The sequence below is a fragment of the Streptomyces sp. 4N509B genome, assembly GCF_052245655.1.
Taxonomy (GTDB): Bacteria; Actinomycetota; Actinomycetes; order Streptomycetales; family Streptomycetaceae; genus Streptomyces.
Genome location: NZ_JBQQBZ010000042.1, coordinates 31,391 through 57,695 on the forward strand (window position 1 = coordinate 31,391; position 26,305 = coordinate 57,695).

Annotated in this window: 2 protein-coding genes (1 of these 2 only partly in view); both read right to left on the reverse strand. The window is 74.2% G+C overall.

Annotated elements, in window-relative coordinates; all coding sequences use genetic code 11:
• Positions 1-9,952 carry the 5' end (the start) of an SDR family NAD(P)-dependent oxidoreductase gene (locus ACTWP5_RS27800; protein WP_443223899.1) on the reverse strand. 19,229 nt of this gene lie to the left of the window's left edge, so only the first 9,952 of its 29,181 coding nucleotides appear in the window; it begins with the start codon at positions 9,950-9,952; its stop codon lies off the left edge, out of view.
• A gap of 58 nt (positions 9,953-10,010) precedes the next feature.
• The coding region (locus ACTWP5_RS27805; RefSeq protein WP_443223900.1) for a type I polyketide synthase at positions 10,011-26,305 on the reverse strand (16,295 nt) is incomplete at its 5' end.

Genomic DNA, 26,305 nt, shown 5'->3' on the forward strand with positions numbered 1-26,305 from the left:
CGTGCTGCTCCAGCTCCGCCACCAACACGGCGGCGCCCGGGGCGTCCGGGCCCTTCCGGCTGGTCAGCAGGAGGGAACGGACGCCGTGCGTGGTGACCAGGTGACGTGCCAGCAGTGCGCCGAGCGTCCCGGTGCCACCGGTGATCAGCACCGTGCCGCTCGGGTCCACTCCCGCCTGCGGCACGACCGTCCCGGCCTCACTGGCCTTGCTGGTCTCACTGGCCGCGCTGGTCTCACTGGCCTCGCCAGCGTCACCCGCCCTGCCGGAGTCGTCCATGCCGGCCTGGGCCGTTTCGCCGGTCACGCGAGCCAGTCGCGGGACGAGCGTCTGACCGTCGCGCACGGCGGCCTGCGCCTCGCCCGTGGCGAGCGCTGCGCTCAGCGCCTCGGCGGCCACCGCCGCCCGCGACCCGGTCCCGGCTCCCGCTTCTGTTCCTGCTTCAGACGTCTCGGAAGAGGTTTCGAGGTCGACGAGAACCAGCCGGCCCGGGTACTCCGACTGCGCGGACCGCACCAGGCCCCAGACCGGCGCGTGCGCCAGGTTCACGTGCTCCCCGTCGGGGCGAACGGACACGGCGTTCCGCGTGACCAGCACCAGCCGGGAGGCGGCCAGCCGCTCGTCCGCGAGCCAGTCCCGCACCAACTCCCACACGCGCACGGAGGCCGCGTGCGCCGCCTCCACCAACGCGTCGCCCTGGCCATCGCCGGCCGGCGCCGGCTCGTCGACGGCCAGCACCACGACGGGCGGAACACCGGCATCGGCCGCGGTCGCGGTCGCGCCCGTCGCCGTGCCACCCACCTCGGACGGATCGGCGGCCTCGGGAGACCCGTCGGTCGGCGACGCCGCGATGTCGGCGAGCCCGGCGTAGCCGCGAACGCCGAGGCCGAGACGGTCCTCCCCCAGCACCGCCCAGTGCGTGAGCGGAGCCACCGCGTCACCGGCCGGGCTGCCCACGGCCGGGGTCCACTCCAGGCGGAAGAGCGAGCTACCGCCGCTCGAACCGGCGGCAGCGGCCACCTGCTCGGCGGAGGCGGGCCGCACGATCAACGACTCGACAACCGCGACCGTCTGGCCGGCGGCGTCCGCCACGTGGAGGGAGACGGCGTCCTCGCCGGCCGGAACAAGCCGCGCCCGGACGGCCGCCGCACCCGAGGCCACCAGCGACACACCCGACCAGGCGAACGGCAGCCGCATGCCGTCGTCCTCACCGGCCGCCAGGCCGTGGGCGTGGAGCACGGCGTCGAGGAGGGCGGGGTGGATGCCGTAGCGGGCCGCCCCCGACTGTTCCTCCTCCGGCAACGCGACCTCGGCGAAGATCTCCTCGCCGCGCCGCCAGGCGGCACGCAGCCCCTGGAACACGGGGCCGTAGCCGTACCCGGCCTCGGCAGCCGCCTCGTAGAGGCCGGACACGTCGACGGCTTCGGCGTCGACGGGCGGCCAGTCGGTCAGGTCCGACGCGGAGTCGGGAGCCGACTCCTGTGGTTCGAGGGCGCCCTCGGCGTGGCAGACCCACGGGTCCTCGGGAGCGGCGTGCTCCGGACGGGAGTAGACGCGCAGCTCACGCCGGCCGGTGTCGTCGGCGGCACCGACGACGACCTGGACCTGCACGCCGCTGCTCTCGGGCAGGAGGAGCGGCGCCTGCAACGTCAGCTCGCTCACCCGCGCGCAGCCCGCCTCGTCGCCCGCGCGGACGGCGAGTTCGACGAAGCCGGTGCCGGGGAAGACGGCCGTGCCGCCAATGGCGTGGTCGGCCAGCCACGGGTGGGTGTGCAGGGACAGGCGGCCCGTCAGCATGAAACCGCCCTCGGCCGCGAGGTTGACGGCGGCACCGAGCAGCGGGTGGCCGGCAGCGACGAGGCCCGCGGAACTGACGTTGGCCGCGCCGCCCTCCTCCCGCAGCCAGTAGCGGCGGTGCTGGAAGGCGTAGGTGGGCAGGTCGACCCGGTGGACGGCGCGGCCGGCGAACGCGGCGCGCCAGTCGACGTGAACGCCGCGCTGCCACAGGCGGGACAGGGCGGCGGTGAAGGTCTCCACCTCGTCCCGGTCCCGACGGGTGGAGGGAACGAACGCGGCCGTGGTGTCCTCGGCGTCGAGGCACTCGGCACCCATCGCGGTCAGCGTTGCGTCGGGGCCGAGTTCCAGGAACGTCGTCACCCCGGCACGACGCAGCGCGGTCACTCCGTCGGCGAACCGCACGGCTTCCCGCACATGGCGCACCCAGTAGTCCGCCTCGGTGACCTCCATGTCGACGACCTCACCGGTCACGTTCGACACCAACGGAATGCGGGGTGCGTGGAAGGTGATCTCGCCCGCGACCTGACCGAACTCGGCCAGCATCGGCTCCATCAGATGAGAGTGGAACGCGTGCGACACGCTCAGGCGACGCGTCTTCACCCCGTTCTCGGTAAAGCGCTCCGCGACCTCGTCCAGCGCCTCCACCGGACCGGCCACCACGACGGAGGCCGGGCCGTTGACAGCGGCGACGTCCACACCGGAAACGGCTTCCAGCGTCTCCCGCACCTGCTCGGCGCTCGCCTGGACCGACAGCATCCCGCCACCAGCCGGCAACGCCTGCATCAACGACCCACGCGCAGCCACCAGACGACAGGCGTCCGACAGGTCAAAGACCCCCGCCACATGCGCGGCCACGATCTCACCAATCGAATGACCCGCGACAAAGTCAGGACGGACACCGAACGACTCAGCCAGCCGCCACGCAGCCACCTCCACCGCGAACAGACCAGCCTGCGTGAACACCGTCTGGTCGAGCAAAGCGGCCGTCTCACTACCCGGCTCAGCCGTCAGCACCTCCGCGAGCGGACGCGGGAGCAGACCATCGAAGCCCGCACACACCTCCGCCAGCGCCTCAGCGAACACCGGGAACGCCTCAGCCAAACCAGCGCCCATCCGCGCCCGCTGCGCACCCTGACCCGTGAACAGCACGGCCAGACGACCCTCGACCACACCACCCACCGGCGCGCCGTCCACGACCGACCGCAGACCGGCCAGCAACTCCTCGCCGTCCCGACCCCACACCACCGCACGGTGCGACAGCTCAGCCCGACCCGACACCAACGACCAACCCACATCCACCGCGTCCAGCTCAGCCGCCGCCTCCGCGAGGCGCCCGGCCTGGGCGGCAAGCGCGTCCGCGCTCCGGGCAGAGATCACCCACGGAACGGTCGGCAGCCGATCGCCCGGCAGGACCACAGGGCCGGATGCCGTCTCCTCCGCCGGCGCCTCCTCGATGACCACGTGCGCGTTCGTGCCACTGATACCGAACGACGACACACCCGCCCGACGCGGACGGTCATCCGTCTCCGGCCACTCCCGGCCCCGCGTCAGCAGCTCCACCGCGCCCGCCGACCAGTCCACGTGCTCCGACGGCTCGTCCACGTGCAGCGTCGGCGGCAGCACGCCCGCCCGCATCGCCATCACCATCTTGATGACGCCCGCCACACCCGCCGCCGCCTGCGTGTGACCGATGTTCGACTTGATCGACCCCAGCCACAGCGGCCGGTCCTCCGACCGGCCCTGCCCGTACGTCGCCAGCAGCGCCTGCGCCTCGATCGGGTCACCCAGGGTCGTGCCCGTGCCGTGCGCCTCGACAGCGTCGACATCAGCCGTCGACAGACCGGCACTGCTCAACGCCTGCCGGATCACCCGCTGCTGCGACGGCCCGCTGGGCGCCGTCAAACCGTTCGACGCACCGTCCTGGTTGATCGCCGAACCCCGCACCACCGCCAACACCCGGTGCCCGTTCCGCCGCGCGTCCGACAGACGCTCCACCAGCAGAACGCCGACGCCCTCACCCCAGCCCGTCCCGTCGGCCGCCGACGCGAACGACTTGCACCGGCCGTCCGCCGACAACCCACGCTGCCGGCTGAACTCCACGAACGTCCCAGCCGTCGGCATCACCGTCACGCCACCCGCGAGCGCCATGTCGCACTCGCCCTGTCGCAGCGCCTGCGCCGCCAGGTGCAGGGCCACCAGCGACGACGAACACGCCGTGTCCACCGTCACCGCCGGGCCTTCGAGCCCGAACGTGTAGGCCAGGCGTCCGGACAGGATGCTGCCGGAGTTGCCCGTGCCCAGGAACCCCTCGACGTCCTCGGGGACCTGGTTCAGGCGGCTGGCGTACTCGTGGTACATCACGCCGGCGAACACGCCGGTCCGGCTGCCGCGCATTGTCTCCGCCGGGATGCCGGCCCGCTCGAACGCCTCCCACGACGCCTCCAGCAGCAGCCGCTGCTGCGGGTCCATCGCCAGCGCCTCACGCGGCGAGACCCCGAAGAAGTCGGCGTCGAACTCCGCCGCGTCGTAGAGGAAGCCGCCCTCCCGCGTGTAGCTCTTGCCCGGCACGCCCGGCTCCGGGTCGTAGAGGCCCTCCACGTCCCAGCCACGGTCCCCGGGGAAGCCACCGATGGCGTCGGTGCCGGTGCTCACCAGCCGCCACAGGTCCTCGGGCGAGGCGACCCCGCCCGGGTACCGGCAGGCCATGCCGACGATCGCGATCGGCTCGTCGGTGACGGTCGCCAGTGGCAGGGTGGCCGGGGCGCCCGCCTCGCCGCCCGTGACCTCGTCGCGGACGAACGAGGCGAGCGCGGTGGGGGTCGGGTGGTCGAAGACGAGCGTGGCCGGCAGGCGCAACCCGGTGGCCATGGTCAGGCGGTTGCGGAGTTCCACGGCGGTGAGGGAGTCGAAGCCGAGGTCCTTGAAGGAACGTTCGGCGTCGACGGCCAGCGCGTCGACGTGGCCGAGGACGGCCGCGACGTGGGTGCGGACCAGGTCGAGCACGAAGCGTTCGCGCTCGCTGTCCTCCATGCCGGCGAGGCGGCTGGCGAGGGGCGTTCCGGCGCCGGCGGCGTTCGCGCCCTCCGCCGTACGGCGGCCGGGTGTGCGGGTGACGAGCGCGGAGAGCAGGGGTGGGACGCCACTGTCGGCGGCGCGGGCCCGCAGCACCGGCAGGTCGAGGCGGGCGGGGACCAGCACGGCGTCATCGCTGTCGCCGAGGGCGGCGGCGTCCAGCGCCGTGTCCAGCAGTTCGAGCCCGTGGTCCCGGGAGAGGGTGAGCAGGCCGCTCTGCGACATCCGCGCGCGGTTCTGCTCGTCCAGCTGGCCGGTCATGCCGCCGTTCTGCTCCCACAGGCCCCAGGCGAGCGACAGGCCGGGCAGGCCGAGGGCGCGGCGGTGCGCGGCGAGCGCGTCGAGGAAGGCGTTCGCGGCGGCGTAGTTCGCCTGGCCGGGGCCGCCGAAGACGCCGGCGGCCGAGGAGTAGAGCACGAAGAAGCGGAGGTCGGCGTCGCGGGTCAGCTCGTGGAGGTTGACGGCCGCGTCCACCTTGGGGCGGAGCACGCGTCGGACCTGCTCGTCGGTCAGCGCTCCGATCACGCCGTCGTCGAGGAGGCCGGCCGCGTGGATCACGGCCCTCAGGGGCTGTTCGGCGGGGATCGCGTGGAGGACGGCGGCGAGTTGCTCGCGGTCGGCGGCGTCGCAGGCCGCGACGCGCACGGTCGCTCCGGCCTGCTCCAGTTCGGCGGCGAGGTCGGCGGCGCCGGCCGCGTCGGGGCCCTGGCGGCTGGTGAGGACGAGGGAGGTCACGCCGTGCTCGGCGACGAGGTGGCGCGCCAGCATGGCGCCGAGGGTGCCGGTGCCGCCGGTGACGAGGACGGTGCCCTCGTAGTCGCCGCGTCCCGCGGCGTCGTAGGGCGCCGCGGCGTCGGCGCGCACGAGACGGGGTGCGAGGACCTCATCGTCGCGGACGGCGAGTTGGGGTTCGCCGGAGGCGAGCGCCGCGGTGAGGCCGGCGGTGGGATCGGCGGTGGGGTCGAGGTCGAGGTCGACCAGCACGAACCGTCCGGGGTTCTCGGACTGGGCGGAGCGCAGGAGACCCCACACGGCGGCGGCGGCCGGGTCGGCCACGGGCTCGCCCGGGTGGGCGGCCACGGCGCCGCGCGTGACGACGACGAGGGTGGAGTCGACGAGCGCGGGCTCGTCGAGCCACGACCTGACGACGCCCAGCGCGTGGAGCACCAGGCTCTCGACGGACGCGGCCGTCCCGTCGGCACCGGCCGCCCCGGCGGCTCCGGCTGCCTCCGCGACGAGGATCGCGACGGAGGGAGGCTCCGCGCCGCTGGCGGTGGTGTCCGTCAGCGCCTCGACGGTCGGGTGGGCCGGGACGCCGAGCGCGAGGGTGTCGGCGCCCAGAACGGCCCACTGGGTCGAGGGCGCCGGCTCGTGCTTCGCGGTGGTCGGCTGCCAGTCCAGGCGGAAGAGGGAGTCGCGCGTGGCGGCGGAGGCGGAGGTGAGCTGGTTGGCCGTCACGGGACGCGTCACGAGGGACGCGACGTTCATGACCGGCTGCCCCGCGCCGTCGACGATCTGGATGCTGACGGCGTCCGGGCCGCCGGCGGGCGTGAGCCGCACCCGTACCGCCTCGGCACCCACCGCCGCCAGTGAGACACCCGACCAGGAGAACGGCAGGCGAAGGGCGGCAGCGTCCGCGTCGGCGTCGCTGCCGGTCTCGGCGGCGAGCCGGCCGGCGTGGAGAACGGCGTCGAGGAGGGCGGGGTGGATGCCGTAGCGGGACGCCTGGGGCTGTGCGCTCTCGGGCAGCGCGACCTCGGCGAAGACCTCGTCGCCGCGCCGCCATGCGGCGGCCAGGCCCTGGAAGACGGGGCCGTAGCCGTAGCCGGCGTCGGCGGCGGCGGGGTAGAAGCCGGTGACGTCGACCGTCTCGGCGCCGGGGGGCGGCCAGGCGGTGGCGTCGAACGCGGTGGTGGTCGGCGCGGTGTCGGCCTGCGCGTGGTCCCGGTCGAGCGCGCCTTCGGCGTGGCAGACCCATGCCTCGTCGTCGGCCGCCTGCTCCGGGCGGGAGTAGATCCGCAGCTCGCGCTGACCCGACTCGTCGGGGACGCCGACGATCACCTGGACCTGGACCCCGCCCCGTTCGGGCAGCACGAGCGGCGCCTGCAACGTCAACTCGCTCAGCCGGGCGCAGCCCGCCTCGTCTCCGGCGCGGATGGCGAGTTCGACGAAGCCGGTGCCGGGGAAGAGGACCGTGCCGCCGACGGCGTGGTCGGCGAGCCAGGGGTGTGTGTTCAGGGAGAGTCGGCCGGTGAGGACGACGCCGCCCGCGGCGGCGAGGCTGACGGTGGCGCCGAGCAGCGGGTGGCCGGCCGCGCTCTGGCCGACGGTCGCCGGGTCTCCGATGGCCTCGTGCTCCAGCCAGTAGCGCTGGCGCTGGAAGGCGTAGGTGGGCAACGACGCCCGCCGCACGGTACGGCCGGCGAACGCCGTACGCCAGTCGATCGTGACGCCGCGCTGCCACAGGCGAGAGAGGGCGGTGGTGAAGATCTCCACCTCGTCCCGGTCCCGACGGGTGGAGGGCACGAACGCGGCGGTCGTGTCCCCGTCCTCCAGGCACTCGGCACCCATCGCGGTCAGCGTTGCGTCGGGGCCCAGCTCCAGGAACGTCGACACCCCGGCACGGCGAAGGGCGGTGACACCGTCGGCGAACCGCACCGCCTCCCGCACATGCCGCACCCAGTACTCGGCCTCGGTGACCTCCATGTCGACGACCTCACCGGTCACGTTCGACACCAACGGAACACGGGGCGTGTGGAAGGTGATCTCACCCGCGACCTGACCGAACTCGGCCAGCATCGGCTCCATCAAATGAGAGTGGAACGCGTGCGACACGCTCAGGCGACGCGTCTTCACCCCGTCCTGGCCGAACCGCTCCGCGACCGCATCCAGCGCCTCCACCGGGCCCGCGAGGACCACCGATATCGGGCCGTTGACGGCCGCGATGTCGACATCCGCGACCGTGTCGAGCGTCTCGCGGACCTGGTCGAGGGTGGCCTGGACCGACAGCATCCCGCCACCCGCAGGCAACGCCTGCATCAACGAACCACGCGCAGCCACCAGCCGGCACGCATCCGCCAGATCGAAAACCCCCGCCACATGCGCGGCGACGATCTCACCAATCGAATGACCCGCGACGAAGTCCGGACGGACACCGAACGACTCCGCCAGCCGCCACGCCGCCACCTCCACCGCGAACAAACCAGCCTGCGCGAACACCGTCTGATCCAGCAGAGCAGCCGTCTCACTACCCGGCTCCGCGCCCAACACCTCAGCCAACGGACGCGGCAACAGCCCGTCAAAGCCCGCACACACCTCGGCAAGCGCCTCAGCAAACACCGGGAACCCAGCCGCAAGCCCCGCGCCCATCCGCGCCCGCTGCGCACCCTGACCCGTGAACAGAACCGCCAGACGCCCCTCGACCACACCACCCACCGGCGCGCCGTCCGCGACCGACCACAGCCCGGCCAGCAACTCCTCGCCGTCCCGGCCCCACACCACCGCACGATGCGACAGCTCAGCCCGCCCCGACACCAACGACCAACCCACATCCACCGCGTCCAACCCCGCGACGGACTCCACGAGCCGCCCGGCCTGGGCGGCAAGCGCGTCCGCGCTCCGGGCAGAAACCACCCACGGAACGGTCGGCAGCGCCTCACCCGGCAGCACGAGCTCACCCGGCACCGCACCGTCCTCAACCGGCGCCTGCTCCAGGATCACGTGCGCGTTCGTCCCGGACACGCCGAACGCCGACACGCCCGCGCGGCGCGGCCGGTCGTCCGTCGTCGGCCACTCCCGCGCCTCCGTCACCAGCGTCACGGCGCCCGCCGACCAGTCGACGTGCGGCGTCGGCGCCTCGACGTGGAGGGTGGGGGGCAGCACACCCTCCCGCAGCGCCATCACCATCTTGATGACACCCGCGACACCCGCAGCCGCCTGCGTGTGACCGATGTTCGACTTGATCGACCCCAACCACAACGGCCGGTCCTCCGACCGGTCCTGACCGTAGGTCGCCAGCAGCGCCTGCGCCTCGATCGGGTCACCCAGCGAGGTTCCCGTCCCGTGCGCCTCCACCGCGTCCACGTCCTCGGTGGTCAGCCGGGCGTTGTCCAGCGCCTGCCGGATGACGCGCTGCTGCGACGGGCCGTTCGGCGCCGTCAGACCGTTGGACGCGCCGTCCTGGTTCACGGCCGACCCCCGCAGCACGGCGAGGACCTCGTGGCCCTTGCGCCGGGCGTCCGACAGCCGCTCCACCAGCAGCAGGCCGATGCCCTCGGCCCAGCCAGTGCCGTCGGCCGCCGCCGCGAACGGCTTGCACCGCCCGTCGGCCGCGAGTCCACGCTGCCGGCTGAACTCCACGAAGACGCCGGGGCTCGGCAGCACGGTGACGCCGCCCGCGAGCGCCATCTCGCACTCGCCGTTGCGCAGCGCCTGCGCCGCCAGGTGGAGGGCGACCAGCGACGACGAACACGCCGTGTCCACCGTCACCGCCGGACCCTCAAGACCGAACGTGTACGACACGCGGCCGGAGAGGATGCTCGTGGCGACGCCGGTCATCGAGAAGCCCTCGGCGCTCTCCGGCACGTGCAGCATGTCGATGTACCCGAAGTGGGCGCCGCCGACGAAGACGCCCGTGCTGTGCCCCTTCAGCGAGGTGGGCGCGATGCCGGCGCGCTCGAACGCCTCCCAGGCCGTCTCCAGCAGGAGCCGCTGCTGCGGGTCCATCGCCAGCGCCTCGCGCGGCGAGATGCCGAAGAAGTCGGCGTCGAACTCGGCGGCGTCGTAGAGGAAGCCGCCCTGGTCGGCGTAGCTGGTACCGGAGTGGTCGGGGTCCGGGTGGAAGAGCTCCTCCAGGTTCCAGCCGCGGTCGTCGGGGAAGTCGCCGACCGCGTCGACCCCGTCGCGCACCAGGCGCCACAGCTCCTCTGGGGTGGTGGCGCCGCCGGGGAAACGACAGGCCATCCCGACAATCGCGATCGGCTCGCTGTTCCTCGCCTCGGTGATCTGAAGGCGCTGACGGGTCTCCTTCAGGTCAGCCGTCACCAGCTTGAGGTATTCGCGGAGCTTCTCTTCGTTGCTGGGCATTGAGCCTCGTCTCCCAGGACGGTCGTGGTGGGGCAACAGGGGTGAGGAGTAAGGCGGCTCAGCCGAGGCCGAGCTCTTTGTTGATCATGTCGAACAGGTCTTCGTCGCTGGCCGCGTCGATCGACGGCGCTTCGCTCTCGGTGCCGGGTTCGGCGTCGTCCGCGGGGCGGTCGGTGTCGAGCTTCCACAGCAGGGACTGGAGCTGCTTGACCATGCGCACACGGCTGTCGTCGTCCAGTGGCGCGGCGGTGAGGGCCGCCTGGAGCCGTTCGAGGTCGGCGAAGGCCGCCGGCTGGGCGGCGCCTCCGTCGCCGTCGGCCGGCTCGAACTGGTCGTCGAGGTAGGCGGCGAGCGCTGCCGGGTTCGGGTAGTCGAAGACCAGCGTGGCGGGCAGCCGGAGCCCGGTGGCGCCGCTGAGGCCGTTGCGGAGTTCGACGGCGGTCAGCGAGTCGAAGCCGAGTTCGGCGAACTCGCGAGCCGGGTCGACGGTCTGCGACGTGCCGTAGCCGAGGGCGGTGGCCACGTGGTGGGCGACCAGGTCGACGAAGAACGTGGTCCGCTGCTCGGCGGTGAGGCCGGCGATCCGCTGGGCCATGCTCGTCCCGGCCTGCTCCGCGCCTCGCGCACCGCCTCCGGCGCCGGTGCTCGCGGGGCGGCCAGCGCCCGCGGGCTTCGGCGTGATGTCCCGCAGCATGGGCGGCAGGAGTCCGGCCTGGGCGATGTCGCGCAGGGTGGTCCTGGCGATCGCGGCGGCCAGCACGAGCGCCTCGCCGCTGGTGTCGGCGGCGTCGAGCAGGGTCAGGCCGGTCTCGGCGGTCAGCGGCTCGATGCCGGACTGGGTGATGCGGTCCCGCTCGCCCTGGCTGAGGGCGCCGGCCATGCCGCCGGTGTGCGCCCACAGTCCCCACGCGATCGAGGTGGCCGCCCGGCCCATGGCCCTGCGGTGGTGGGCCAGCGCGTCGAGGAAGGTGTTGGCCGCGGCGTAGTTGCCCTGTCCCGCGCCGCCGAGCACGCCGGCGATCGAGGAGAAGAGGACGAAGGCTGCGAGGTCGTGTCCCTCGGTCAGCTCGTGGAGGTTGAGCGCGGCGTCGACCTTCGGCCGCATGACCTGCGTCAGCTGCTCGGTGGTGAGGGCGGCGCAGACGCCGTCGTTGACGACGCCGGCCGTGTGGTAGACGCCGGTGAGGGGCTGGTCCGCCGGGATGGCGGCCAGCAGCGCGGCCAGCGCGTCGCGGTCCGCGGCGTCGCAGGCCACCACCTCGACGTGGGCGCCGGCGGCGGACAGTTCGGTGACGAGGTCGTCGGCGCCGGGTGTGGACGGGCCACGCCTGCTCGTCAGGACCAGGCGGCGCACGCCGTGGGCGGACACCAGGTGGCGGGCGACGAGGGCGCCGAGGGCGCCGGTGCCGCCGGTGACGAGCACGGTGCCGGCGGCCAGCCGGTCCCGCCGTTCCGCGAGGTCCTCGGCCGTCGGCTCCTGGGTCGCGGCGCCGGTGGCACCGGGAGCGCCGGCACCGGTGAGGCTGGCGGGGCGCCGGGCGCCGTGGGGGGCGACGCGCGGGGCCAGGACGTCGCGGCCGCGGATCGCGACCTGCGGCTCGCCCTCGGCCACGGCGCGGGCCACCGCCTCGACGAGCGACTCGTCGGCCGTGCCGACCCTGCCGTCGACGTCGACCAGCAGGAAGCGGTCGGGGTTCTCCGTCTGGGCGCTGCGCATCAGCCCCCAGACGGGCGCCCCCGCCAGGTCGGTGACGTCCTCGCCCGCGGCGGTGCCGACGGCGCCGCCGGTGACGACGACCAGCCGCGTGTCGGCCAGCCTGGGATCGGCCAGCCACGTCTGGACGGCGGCGAGCGTCGCCCGAGTCGCGCGGTGCGCGGCCGACGCCCGGTCGTCCTGGGTGCGCTTGGGCGCGATGGGCGTCAGCAGCACCACCTCGGGCGCGGGGATGCCCGCGTCGAGCGTGGCGGTGAGGTTCTCCAGGTTCTCGTAGGTGCTCACCATCATGTCGGCGTACTGGAGGGCGGCGCCGATCGAGAGCGGGTCGGCGCCCAGCGTGGCCCACGTCGTGAACGCGGGAACCTCGTCGTCCGTGGTGCCGGCCTCGGGCAGCGGCGTCCAGTCCAGGCGGTACAGCTTGTCGGTGGCCGCCGACGCGGAGGTCAGCTGGTCCCGCGAGATGACGCGGAAGGCGAGCGACTCCGCCGTGAGGACCGGCTGGCCGGCCGTGTCGGTGACGGTGACGGTCAGGGCCTCGGAGCCGGCCGCCGCGCTGAGTGCGACACGCACACGGTTGGAGCCGGTGGCGTGGAGGGTGACCTCGTTCCACGTGAACGGCAGGCGCAGCGCGTTGCCCTCGGTCTCGATGAACCGGCCGGCGTGCAGCACGGCGTCGAGGAGGGCGGGGTGGATGCCGTAGCGGCCGGCCTGGCCCTCCTCCGCCTCGGGCAGCGCGACCTCGGCGAAGACCTCGCCGTCGCGCCGCCAGGCGGCGCGCAGGCCCTGGAAGACGGGGCCGTAGCCGTAGCCGGTCGCGGCGGCGGCCGGGTACAGCTCGGAGACGTCGACCGCTTCGGCGCCGGACGGCGGCCAGACCACCAGGTCGGTGGCGGTCGTCGCCGCTCCCTCGGGCGCGAGGAGGCCCTCGGCGTGGCAGGTCCAGGCGTCGTCCGCGGCGGCGTGCTCGGGACGGGAGTAGACGCGCAGCTCCCGCAGGCCGTCGTCGTCGGGCGAGCCGACCGTGACCTGCAACGCGACGCCGCCCTGCTCGGGGAGCGCGAGGGGCGCCTGCAGCGTCAGTTCGCGCAGCTGCGCGCAGCCGACCTCGTCGCCCGCGCGGACGGCCAGCTCGACGAAGCCGGTGCCGGGGAAGAGGACCGTGCCGCCGATGGCGTGGTCGGCCAGCCACGGGTGGGTCCGCAGCGAGAGGCGCCCGGTCAGCATCGCGCCATCGCCGGCCGCGAGCCGCACGGCGGCGCCGAGCAGCGGGTGCCCGGCGGGCGCGAGCCCCAGGCCGGCGGGGTCGCCGGTGGTGACGGCGGGGCGCAGCCAGTAGCGCTGGCGTTGGAAGGCGTAGGTGGGCAGGTCGACACGCTGGACGGCACGGCCGGCGAAGGCCGTACGCCAGTCGACGGGGACGCCGCGCTGCCACAGGCGGGAGAGGGCGGTGGTGAAGATCTCCACCTCGTCCCTGTCCCGGCGGGCCGACGCCACGAACGCGGCGGTCGTGTCCCCGTCCTCCAGGCATTCGGCGCCCATCGCGGTCAACGTGGCGTCGGGGCCGAGTTCCAGGAACGTCGACACCCCGGCGCGGCGAAGGGCGGTGACACCGTCGGCGAACCGCACCGCCTCCCGCACATGCCGCACCCAGTAGTCCGCCTCGGTGACCTCCATGTCGACGACCTCACCGGTCACGTTCGACACCAACGGAATGCGCGGCGCGTGGAAGGTGATCTCACCCGCGACCTGACCGAACTCGGCCAGCATCGGCTCCATCAGACGGGAGTGGAACGCGTGCGACACGCTCAGGCGACGCGTCTTCACCCCGTCCTCGACAAAGCGCTCCGCGACCGCATCCAGCGCCTCCACCGGGCCCGCCACCACGACGGAGGCCGGGCCGTTGACGGCCGCAATGTCGACATCCGCGACCGTGTCGAGCACGCCACGCACCTGCTCGACACTCGCCTGGACCGACAGCATCCCGCCACCCGCCGGCAACGCCTGCATCAACGACCCGCGCGCGGCGACGAGACGACAGGCGTCCGACAGATCGAACACCCCAGCCACATGCGCGGCGACGATCTCACCAATCGAGTGACCCGCCACGAAGTCCGGACGGACACCGAACGACTCCGCCAGCCGCCACGCCGCCACCTCCACCGCGAACAAACCAGCCTGCGTGAACACCGTCTGATCCAGCAGAGCAGCCGTCTCACTGCCCGGCTCAGCCGTCAGCACCTCCGCGAGCGAACGCGGCAGCAGACCCTCAAAGCCCGCACACACCTCCGCCAACGCCTCAGCGAACACCGGGAACGCCTCAGCCAAACCAGCGCCCATCCGCGCCCGCTGCGCACCCTGACCCGTGAACAGCACAGCCAGACGACCCTGGGTCACCGCCTCACGCGCGCCACCACCGTCGGCGAACCCACGCAGCGCCGCGACCAACTCCTCGCCGTCCCGGCCCCACACCACCGCACGGTGCGACAGCTCAGCCCGACCCGACACCAACGACCAACCCACATCCACCGCGTCCAGCCCACCCGCAGCGTCCGCCAGGCGCCCGGCCTGCGCCGCCAACGCCTCACCACTCCGGGCAGAAACCACCCACGGAACGGTCGGCAGCGCCTCACCCGGCAGGACCACCGGACCCGGCACCGCGTCCTCCGGCGCCTGCTCCAGGATCACGTGCGCGTTCGTGCCGGACACGCCGAACGCCGAGACGCCCGCGCGCCGTGGACGGCCGCCGTCGTGCTCCGGCCAGTCCCGCGCCTCCGTCAGCAGCTCGACCTCGCCGGCCGACCAGTCGACGTGCGGCGTCGGCTGGTCCACGTGCAGCGTGGGCGGCAGCACGCCCTCCCGCATCGCCATGACCATCTTGATGACGCCGCCGACGCCCGCGGCGCCCTGCGTGTGGCCGATGTTCGACTTCAGGGACCCGAGCCACAGCGGCTGGCCCTCCGGCCGGTCCTGCCCGTAGGTCGCCAGCAGCGCCTGGGCCTCGATCGGGTCACCCAGGGTGGTGGCGGTGCCGTGGGCTTCCACGGCGTCCACCTCGCGGGGGGTGAGCCGCGCGCTGCCGAGGGCCTCGCGGATGACGCGCTCCTGCGAGGGGCCGTTGGGGGCGCTCAGGCCGTTGGAGGCACCGTCCTGGTTGATGGCGGAGCCGCGGATCACCGCGAGCACCGGGTGTCCGTTGCGCCGGGCGTCGGACAGGCGTTCCAGCAGCACCATGCCGGCGCCCTCGCCCCATCCGGTGCCGTCGGCCGACGCGGCGAACGAGTGGCACCGGCCGTTGGCGGACAGGCCGCCCTGGCGGGAGAACTCGATGAAGGCGCTGGGCGTGGCCATGACGGTGGCGCCGCCGGCCAGGGCCAGCGAGCACTCGCCGTTGTTGAGGGAGCGGGCGGCCAGGTGGATCGCGACCAGCGACGAGGAGCAGGCGGTGTCGATGGTGATCGCCGGCCCTTCGAGGCCGAGGGTGTACGCGACCCGGCCGGAGATGACGGCGGCCGAGCTGCCGGTCACCCGGAAGCCCTCGACCTCCTTCGTCTCCTGCTGGAGGCGCTGGTTGTAGTCGTGACCGACGACGCCGGCGAAGACGGCGGTCTTGCTGCCGCGCAGCGTCTCGGGGTTGATCCCGGCCCGTTCGATGGCCTCCCAGGAGGTCTCCAGCACCAGCCGCTGCTGCGGATCCATGGTGAGGGCCTCGCGGGGGCTGAGTCCGAAGAACGCCGGGTCGAAGTCGCCCGCGTCGTGGACGAAGCCGCCGTGGCGGGTGCGGCTGGTGCCGAGGCGGTCGGGGTCCGTGGCGAACAGGGCGTCCAGGTCCCAGTCGCGGTCGGTCGGGAACTCGGACATGGCGTCGGTGCCGGAGGCGACCAGGCGCCACAGCTCGGCGGGGCTGGTGACGCCGCCGGGGTAGCGGCACGCCATGGCCACGATCGCGATCGGCTCGTCCTCGGTGGTGGCGGGGACGGCTGTGTGTTCGCCGGCCCGCGGGTCGGCCGTGTCGGCGGTGGTGGTGTCGTCGCCGAGCAGCGAGGTCCGCAGGTGGTCGGCGAGGACCTCCGGGGTCGGGTAGTCGAAGACGAGGGTGGCGGGCAGCCGCAGGCCGGTCGCCGCGCTCAGCTTGTTCCGCAACTCGACGGCGGTGAGCGAGTCGAAGCCGAGGTCGCGGAACGCGCGGTCGGCGTCGATCGCGTCGGCGTCGGCGTGGCCGAGGACGACGGCGGCCTGGTCGCGCACCATGTCGCGCAGGATGACGGTCCGTTCGGCCGGAGAGGCGGACGCCAGGCGTTCCGCCAGTTCGCTGTCGACGCCCTCGGCGACGGTGTCGGCCTCCTCTGCGGCGCGCCGTGCCTCGGGGATGTCGCTGAGCAGCGGGCTGCGGCGCGCGGCGGTGTAGCCGACGACGAAGCGGGACCAGTCGATGTCGGCGACGACGAGGTCGGGCTGCTCGTCGCGGATGGCGAACTCCAGCGCCTGGAGGGCCAGTCGCGGTTCCATCGGCGACAGGCCGCGCCTGCGGAGCTGGGCGCCGCCTTCGCCGCTGCCCATGCCGCCCTCGTCCCACAGGCCCCAGGCGACGGAGGTGGCCGGCAGGCCGCGGGCGCGGCGGCGCTGCGCCAGGGCGTCGAGGCGGGCGTTGGCCGCTCCGTAGGGGCCCTGGCCGCGGCCGCCCCAGATCGCGGCGCCGGAGGAGAAGAGGACGAAGGCTTCGAGGTCGGAGTCGTCGCCGAACAGCTCGTCGAGGTGGGCGGCGCCGGCGGCCTTGGCGCTGGTTGCCTCGGTGAGCGCCTCGGGGGTGGCGTCGTTCAGCGTGACGGTCGTGCCCATGCCGGCGGCGTGGAAGACGGCGCGGAACGGGGTGCCCTCGGCCGCCATGTCGGCGACGAGTCGGGCGAGGGCCTCGCGGTCGGCCGTGTCGCAGGCGGCGACGGTGACCTCGGCTCCCCGTTCCTCCAGCTCGCGCACGAGGTCGGAGGCGCCGGGCGCGTCGATGCCGCGGCGGCTGGTCAGGACCAGGCGCCGGGTGCCCCGGTCCACCAGGTGGCGGGCGAGGTGGGCGCCGACGGCGCCGGTGCCGCCGGTGATCAGGGCCGGTCCGGTCAGCGGCTCGGGCTGGCCCGTGGGCGCGACGGCGTGGGGGGCGCGGCGCAGGCGGCGGGCGAAGATGCCGGTGCGCAGCGCGATCTGGTCCTCGCCGCCGTCGAGTCCGGCGAGCACGTGGCAGAGCCGGGTGAGGGCGCGGTCGTCGGGGGCCGTGGCGGGCAGGTCGATCATGCCGCCCCAGCGCTCGGGGTGTTCGAGGGCGGCGACGCGGCCGAGGCCCCAGACCATGGCCTGGGTGTCGTCGCGGACGGGGTCGCCGTTGCCGATGGAGACCGCGCCGTCGGTGAGGCACCACAGGCGGCCGGTGATGCCGGCGTCGCCCGTGGCCTGGATGAGGGCCATGGTGGCGGGGAGGCCGGCGGAGTAGGAGGGGTCGGCCTGGGTGGCGGCCGTCGCGGCGGTGGCCGTCGCGAGGGTCGAGACGATGCCGGCGACGGGGATGGCCCGCCCGCCTGGCTGCTCGCCCGTCTGGTCCCCGGTCTGGTTCCCGGTGCTGGTCGCGGCCCGCAGCAGCACGGTCAGGGCCTCGCGGTCGGCGACGGCGTCGGCCGGCACCGGGAGGTGGGTGACGGTGGCGCCGTGGGCGGCCAGGCCGTCGCGGAGCGCGCGGGTCCAGTCGTAGCCGGTCTCGGTCGTCTCCTCGGGGGTGACGAGGAGCCAGGTGCCGGTGAGGTCGGGGTTGCGGCCGTCGGGCAGGGGCGTCCAGGCGACGCGGTAGCGCCAGCTCTCGACGGTGGTCAGCGAGTGCCGCTGCCGTCGCCAGGAGGCGAGTTCGGGGAGGATCGTCTGCCAGCGGTCGTGCTCGCCGTCGAGGGCGAGGGTCTGCGACAGCGCGTCGACGTCCTCCCGTTCGACGGCCTGCCAGAACGCGGCCTCGGCGGAGTCGGCGCGGGTGGCGGTGGTGTCGCCGTCGGCCTCGGAGGCGGCGGCGGGTTCGATCCAGTAGTGCTGCCGCTGGAAGGCGTAGGTCGGCAGGTCGACGCGCTGGACGGCGCGGCCGGCGTAGAAGGTGGACCAGTCAACGGTGGTGCCGTTGACCCACAGCTCGGCGGCGTTGGCCAGCAGCCGGTTCGTCTCGTCCTCGGCGCGGCGGAGGGTGCCGACCGCGATGGCCGGGCTGTCCAGCGTCTCCTCGGCGATGGCCTGCACGCTCATCGTCAGCACGGGGTGCGCGCTGACCTCGACGAAGCGGCGGTGGCCCTCGGCGAGAGCGGCCTCGACGGCGGTCGCGAACCGGACCGGCTGACGCAGGTTCCGGTACCAGTAGGCGGCGTCCATGCCGGACGTGTCGAGCGTCTCGCCCGTCACCGCGGAGATCAGCGGAACCCGGGAGGCGACCGGACGCACCGGCGCCAACACCTCCGCCAGCCGGCCCTCGATCGCCTCCACGTGTGCGGAGTGCGAGGCGTAGTCCACGGGAACGCGCCGTGCCCGGACGTCGGCCGCCTCGGCGGCGGCCATCAGCGTCTCCAACGCCTCCGCGTCACCCGCCACCACCGTCGCCGAGGGACCGTTGAACGCCGCCACCGACACCCGCTCCCCCACACCGGCGGAGGACAGCAGCTCCTCTGTCCGCTGGGAGCCGGTGGCCAGGGACACCATGCCGCCCTGGCCGGCGATCGCGCGGATGGCGGCCGAGCGGAGCGCGACGACCCTGGCGCCGTCCTCGACCGTCAGCCCTCCGGCGACGACGGCGGCCGCGATCTCACCCTGGGAGTGGCCGATGACGGCCGACGGGCGCACGCCCACCGACTCCCACACGGCCGCCAACGACACCATCACCGCCCAGAGCACGGGCTGCACGACGTCGACCTGCTCCAGCCAGCCGTCGTCGTCCGACGCCAGCACCTCGCTCAGCGACCAGTCGACGAACGGCGCGAGCGCCGCCTCACACGCGGCGATCCGTGCCGCGAAGACCGGGGAGGTCTCCAACAGCCCACGCCCCATGCCGATCCACTGCGACCCCTGGCCCGGGAACACGAACACCACACCGGACTCGGCCGACGCGACACCACGCGCCGCGTTGGCCGCGGCCTGGCCGTTCGTCAGCGCGCCAAGCCCAGCGACCAGCTCCGACGCCTCGGCGCCCCACACCACGGCCCGGTGCTCCAACACCGACCGCGACGACAACAGACCCCAGCCCACGTCGACGGCGTCGAGTTCGCCCGCCGTCTCGGCCAGCCGCTCCGCCTGCCCCGCCAGGGCCGCGGCGCTGCGCGCCGAGAGCAGCCAGGGCACCAGCGGCGAACCGGGCAGCGCGGCCTCGCCGGACAGGATCCGCGGGCTGTCGGCCGCGGCCTCGACGTCGGCGGGCGGCTGCTCCACGATCACGTGGGCGTTGGTGCCGGACATGCCGAAGGCGGAGACGCCGGCGCGGCGCGGGCGGCCGTCGGCCTGCCACTCCCGCTCCTCGGTCAGCACGCGGACGGTGCCGGCGGACCAGTCGACGTGCGAGGAGGGCTGCTCGGCGTGCAGGGTGCGCGGCAGGACGCCCTCGCGCATCGCCATCACCATCTTGATGACGCCCGCGACGCCGCCGGCGGCCTGGGTGTGGCCGATGTTCGACTTCACCGAGCCGAGCCACAGCGGCCGGCCCGACGGCCGGTCCTGGCCGTAGGTGGCGATCAGGGCCTGCGCCTCGATCGGGTCGCCCAGCGGGGTGCCGGTGCCGTGGGCCTCGACGGCGTCGACGTCCGCGGTCGTCAGGCCGGCGTTGGCCAGGGCCTGGCGGATCACGCGCTGCTGCGACGGGCCGTTCGGCGCGGTCAGGCCGTTGGATGCGCCGTCCTGGTTGGTGGCGGAGCCGGAGACGACCGCGAGGACGCGGTGGCCGTTGCGTCGCGCGTCGGAGAGCCGCTCCAGCAGCAGCATGCCGACGCCCTCGCCCCAGCCGGTGCCCTCGGTGCCGTCGGCGAAGGCGCGGCAGCGGCCGTCGCGGGCCAGGCCGCGCTGCTTGCTGAACTCGACGAACGCGCCGGGCGTCGACATGACGGTGACGCCGCCGGTCAGGGCCATGTCGCACTCGTTGTTCCGCAGCGCCTGCACGGCCAGGTGCAGGGCGACGAGCGACGAGGAGCAGGCCGTGTCCACCGTCACCGCCGGGCCCTCGAGACCCAGGGCGTAGGCGATGCGGCCGGAGGCGACGGCGGCGGCGCTGCCGGTGGCGCCGTAGCCCTCGGCGAGTTCACCGGCCTGGTGCAGCAGCGTGCCGTAGTCCTGGAGGTTGGAGCCGATGAAGACGCCCGTGTCGCTGCCGCGCAGCGTGTGCGGGTCGATGCCCGCCCGCTCCAGGGTGTGCCAGGACGTCTCCAGCAGGAGCCGCTGCTGCGGGTCCATCGCCAGCGCCTCGCGCGGCGAGATGCCGAAGAACGCGGCGTCGAACTCGGCGACCCCGGCGAGGAAGCCGCCCTCGCGCACGTAGGAGGTGCCGGGGCGTTCGGCCTCGACGTCGTAGAGCGCGTCGACGTCCCAGCCGCGGTCGGTCGGGAAGGAGGTGATGGCGTCGTCGCCGTCGCGGATCAGGCGCCACAGGTCCTCGGGGGACTCGACGCCGCCGGGGTAGCGGCAGGCCATGGCGACGATGGCGATCGGCTCGCGGGTCGCGGCCTCCCACCCGTCGGTGCCGGCGGCCGTCGCGTCGGTCCGCGCCGCCGGGGCGGCGGAGTCCTGGCCGGTGCCGAGGAGTTCGCCGCGCAGGAAGCCGGCGAGGGCTCCCGGCGTCGGGTAGTCGAACACCATGGTGGCGGGCAGGGACAGGCCGGTCACGGCGTTGAGCTTGTTGCGCAGTTCGACGGCGGACAGCGAGCTGAAGCCGAGGTCCTTGAAGGTCTGGCTGCCCTCGATCCGGTCGGTGGAGGCATGGCCGAGGACGGCGGCGACCTCGGTGAGGACGATGCCGGTCAGCAGCTGGTGCTGCTCGGCGGCGGGCAGCGCGGCCAGGCGACGGACGAGGTCGGAGTCGCGCGGCGCGGCGGGCCGCTCGGAGGTGTCGGGCTGCTCCAGGTGGCGGCGCGCGTCGGGGAGGTCGGCCAGGAGGGCGCTCGGGCGCATCAGCGTGAACGCGGGGACGAACCGTTCCCAGTCGATGTCCGCGACGGTGACGGTGGCGTCGCCCTGGTCGAGGGCCAGCTGGAGCGCGGCGATGGCGAGCGCCGGGTCCATCGGGCGGATGCCGCGCCTGCGCATGTGGTCGCTCATGTCGGCGGCGACCATGCCGCCGTCGGCCCACACGCCCCAGGAGACGGCGGTGGCGGCCAGGCCGCGGGCGCGGCGGTGGGCTGCCAGGGCGTCGAGGTGGGCGTTGGCCGCGGCGTAGGCGCTCTGGCTGCCGCTTCCCCAGATGCCGGAGATGGAGGAGAAGAGGACGAACGCGTCGAGCGGGTGCTCGGCGAGCAGCTCGTCGAGGTGGCTGGCGCCGGACACCTTGGCGGCGAGCATGTCGTTCAGCTCGCCGCGTTCCATGTCGGCGACGGGGGTGAACTGGCCGACGCCCGCGGCGTGGACGACGGCGGTCAGCGGCGGCTGGCCGGTGTCCGTGCCGTCCTCGGGGAGCAGGCTCGCGAGGAGGGCCGCGACGGCGTCGCGGTCGGCGACGTCGCAGGCGGTGACGGTCACATGGGCGCCGAGGGCGGAGAGTTCGGCGGACAGCTCGGCGGCGCCGGGGGCTGCGGAGCCGCGCCGGCTGGTGAGGACGAGGTGCTCGGCGCCGGTGCGGGCGAGCCAGCGCGCGACGTGGGCACCGATGCCGCCGGTGCCGCCGGTCACCAGGACGGTGCCGGAGGGGCGCCAACCGGTGGGGGTCGCGGCCCGGGCCGTGTCACGGCCGGCGGAGCCCTCGACGGCGGCGTCGGCAACGGCAAGGGCATCGGCCTCGCCCGCGGCGAGGGCTGCCGTGTCGGCCGAGGTCACCGTGTCGGCCGGGGTCACCGTGTCCGCCAGCGGCGCGCGGGCGAGCCTGCGCAGGAAGACGCCGGCGGGGCGGACGGCGCACTCGTCCTCGCCCGCCGTGTTGGCCAGGACGTCGGCGAGGCGGCCGGCGGTCGCGGTGTCGACGGCGGCCGGCAGGTCGGCCAGGCCGCCCCACAGCCGCGGGTGTTCGAGGCCGAAGGTGCGGCCGAGGCCCCACAGCTGGGCGAGGTCGGGGCTGGCGATCCGCTCGGTGGGGGTGACGGGGACCGCGGTGCGGGTCACGCACCACAGCGGGGCGTCGAGGCCGGAGCGCACCAGGGCGCGCATCAGGTCGAGCGTCCCGCCGAGACCGGCCGGCACGGCCGGGTGGGCGGACAGCGCTCCCTCGGCGAGCGACAGGAAGGACAGCACGCCGGTGATCGGGGCGTCGGCCGGGGCGTCGGCGGCGGCGTCGGTGAGCAGCCTCACGATCCGGTCGAGCCGGTCGAGGGCGCCGTCGTGGCCCTCGTCGCCGACGTTGTCGACCTTGTCGGACGCCTCGTCGTGGTCGACGACGACCGGTGCGAGGCGGGCGCCGCGCTCGCGCAGGGCGCGCAGCGACGCGGCGGTCCACCCGGCGGCCTCCGCGGCGGCGTCGACGGTGCCCGTCGAGCCGTCCGCGGCTGCGTCCGTCGCGGCGTCCACGTCGAGCCCCACCGGCAGGACGATGAGCCACGTCCCGGTGAGCGGCGCCGTCGGCAGCTCGCTGACCGGCTTCCACTCGACGCGGTACCGCCAGCCGTCGATCGTGGAGCGGTCGCGCTGCCTGCGTCGCCAGGAGGCGAGCGCCGGCAGCAGGGCACCGGACTCCTCGGCGCCGCCGTCGCCCGTGGGCAGGTCGAGGCCGAGCGTTCCGGCGAGGTCCCGGAGGTCGCCGCTCTCGACGGCCTCCCAGAACCGGGCCTCCACGGAGTCCGGCACCGCGGACCCGGCCTCGGGCGCGGACGGAACGGGCGGCGCCTGGAGCCAGTAGCGCTCGCGCTGGAACGGGTACGTGGGCAGCGGCACGGTCCGCGCGCCGGTCCCCGCGTACGGGACGGTCCAGTCGACCGTCACGCCGTGGACGTGCAACTCGGCGAGGGCACGCAGCAGCGCGGTCGTCTCCGGCTGGTCGTCGCGGAGCGCGGGCGTGAGCAGTGCGGTGGAGCCGCTCGCGGCCTCGGTACCGGTGGCGCCGTCGGCGTCGCCGCCCGCGAGGCAGTCGTGCGCCATCGCGGTGAGCGTGCCGTCGGGGCCGAGTTCGAGGAACGTCGTGACGCCCTGGGCGCGCAGCCACCGCACGCCGTCGAGGAAGCGGACGGGCTGGCGGACGTGCCGCACCCAGTACTCCGGCGAGCACAGCTCGTCCGCCGAGATGGCCGAGCCGTGGACGTTGGAGACGACGGGCACGCGCGGCTCGTGGAAGGTCAGCCCGCGCGCGAGGGCGCCGAACTCCTCCAGCATCCCGTCCATGTGGTGCGAGTGGAAGGCGTGGCTGACCTTCAGCCGCTTGGTCTTCCGCCCGCGGGAGCGCCACTCCTCGGCGACCTCCGTGACGGCGTCGGCGTCACCGGCGATCACGAGGGACGCGGGGCCGTTGATCGCGGCGATGCTGACGGTCTCCTCGCGGCCGGCCAGCGTTTCGAGGACCTCGTCCTCGGCCGCCTGGATCGCGACCATGGCACCGCCCTCGGGCAGCGCCTGCATGAGCCGGCCGCGGGCGGCGACCAGCGCCGCGGCGTCGGCCAGCGAGAGGACGCCGGCGACGTGGGCCGCGGCCAGCTCGCCGATGGAGTGGCCCGCCACGAAGTCGGGGCGCACGCCCCAGCGCTCGACCAGGCGGAAGAGCGCCACCTCGATGGCGAACAGGGCGGGCTGCGTGTAGGCGGTCTGGTGCAGCAGCTCGGCGTCCGGGGTGCCCGGCGTCGCGTGCATCAGCTCGCGGATCGGCCGCTCGAGGTGCTGGTCGAGCTCGTCGCACACGGCGTCGAGGGCTTCGGCGAAGACGGGGTGGGCGGCGGCCAGTTCGCGGCCCATCCCGAGGCGCTGGCTGCCCTGGCCGGTGAAGAGGAACGCGACGCCGCCGGCCACGGCCTCGGTGCTGCCCTGGACGAGTTCGGGGGCGCTGCCGCCCGAGGCGAGCGCCGTCAGCGCGCGCTCGACGCCCGCCTGGTCCTCGGCGAGGACGAGGGCGCGGTGTTCGAGAGCGGACCGGGTGGCGGCGAGCGAGTACCCGACGTCGGCGAGCCAGGCGCCGGTTCCCGCCTGGCCGGCGTGCTCCGCGAACGCCGCCAGGCGCTCGGCCTGGGAACGCAGCGCGGCCGCGGTCTTGGCCGACACCGGCCACGGCGTGACCGCCAGGGTCGGCGCGGCGGCGAGGGCGGGGGCGTTCGGGCTGCTGGTTCCGGTGCCGGCGGCGGTTCCGGCGCCGGCGGTGGTGGCGTCCGGCTGGGCCGGGGCCTGTTCGAGGATCACGTGGGCGTTGGTGCCGCTGATGCCGAACGACGACACGCCGGCACGGCGCGGCCGGTCGTCGGCTGCGTCCCACTCCTGCGCCCCGGTCAGCAGCGCGACGCCGCTGGTCTCCCACTCCACCTGCGGCGACGGCTCGTCGAGGTGGAGGCTGCGCGGCAGCACGCCCTGGCGCATGGCCATCACCATCTTGATGACGCCGGCGATGCCGGAGGCGGCCTGGGTGTGGCCGATGTTCGACTTCACCGAGCCGAGCCACAGCGGCCGGTCCTCCGGCCGGTCCTGGCCGTAGGTGGCGATCAGGGCCTGCGCCTCGATGAGGTCGCCCAGCGGGGTGCCGGTGCCGTGGGCCTCGACGGCGTCGATGTCACCGGCCGTCAGGCCGGCGTTGGCCAGGGCCTGGCGGATGACGCGCTGCTGGGAGGGGCCGTTCGGCGCGGTCAGACCGTTGCTGGCGCCGTCCTGGTTGGTGCCGGAGCCGCGGACGACGGCCAGGACGTGGTGGCCGTTGCGCTGCGCGTCCGACAGCCGCTCGACGACGAGGACGCCGACGCCCTCGCTCCACGCGGTGCCGTCCGCGCCCGCCGCGAACGTCTTGCAGCGGCTGTCGGGCGCGAGCCCGCGCTGCCGGCTGAACTCGACGAACATGTACGGCGAGGGCATGACCGCCACGCCGCCGACCAGGGCGAGGCTGCACTCGTCCTGCCGCAGCGCCTGGGAGGCCAGGTGCAGGGCGACGAGGGCCGAGGAGCAGGCGGTGTCGACGGTGACGGCGGGACCTTCGAGCCCGAAGGTGTAGGCCAAGCGGCCGGAGGCGACGCTGGAGGCGTTGCCGAGGCCGAGGTAGCCCTCGACGTCCTCGGGGATCTCGTTCAGCCGGGAGGCGTAGTCGGCGGACACCATGCCGGCGAACACACCGGTCCTGCTGCCCCGGAGGGACGTCGGCGGGAGTCCGGCGCTTTCGAGTGCTTCCCAGGCGCTTTCGAGGAGGAGGCGTTGCTGGGGGTCCATCGCGAGGGCTTCGCGTGGGCTGATCCCGAACAGCTGCGGATCGAAGTCCGCCGCGTCATAGAGGAAGCCACCCTCACGGGCATAGCTCTTCCCGTGCGCGCCGGGGTCGGGGTCGTAGAGGTTGTCCAGGTCCCAACCACGATCGGTCGGGAAACCACCGATGGCGTCCACGCCCTCCTCGACCAGCCGCCACAGATCCTCCGGCGAGGCCACCCCGCCCGGGAACCGGCACGCCATCCCGACGATCGCGATCGGCTCGTCCACCGCCACAACCGAACCGGACACCGCCGGACGGCCGCCAGCCACCGTGACGTCACCGGACTGGTCGTCGTGGTCGGTCCAGACCTGGCCCAGGACGAAGGCGCCCAACGCGGCCGGGGTCGGGTAGTCGAACACCACACCCGCCGGCAGCCGCAGACCTGTCTCCGCGTTCAACCGGTTCCGCAGCTCCACCGCCGTCAGCGAATCGAACCCGAGATCCTTGAACGCCCGATCCGCCGCGATCGACTGCGCGGACCCATGCCCGAGGACCGCCGCGACGTGACCGCGCACGACGTCGACGACGTGACGCTCCCGCTCCCCGGCCGTGCCCAACGCCGCCACCACCCGGGCCAACTGCCCGCCCGCACCACCCGCACCAGCACCCGCCCGCTCGACCGCACGCCGACCCGACACCCGCACCAACCCACGCAACAACCCCGGAACCACACCCTCCCGCTCCGCACGCCGCCGCAACCCCGCCACATCCAACCGCGCCGCAACCACCAGGCCCTCATCCACCGAACAGGCGACATCGAATGCCGCGAGGCCGTCGGCGTTGGAGAGCGGCAGGAATCCGCTGCTTGCCATGCGGTTGAGTTCGGCCGCTCCGAGGTGACCGGTCATTCCGCTGGCCTCCTCCCAGAGGCCCCAGGCGAGGGAGGTGGCGGGAAGGCCATGCGCACGCCGATACGCAGCCAACGCATCCAGGAACGTGTTCGCCGCCGCGTAATTCGCCTGCCCCGCATTACCAAACACACCAGCAGCCGACGAATACAACACAAACAACCGAACATCCAACCCACGCGTCAACTCATGCAAATTCACCGCCGCATCCACCTTCGGCCGCACCACAC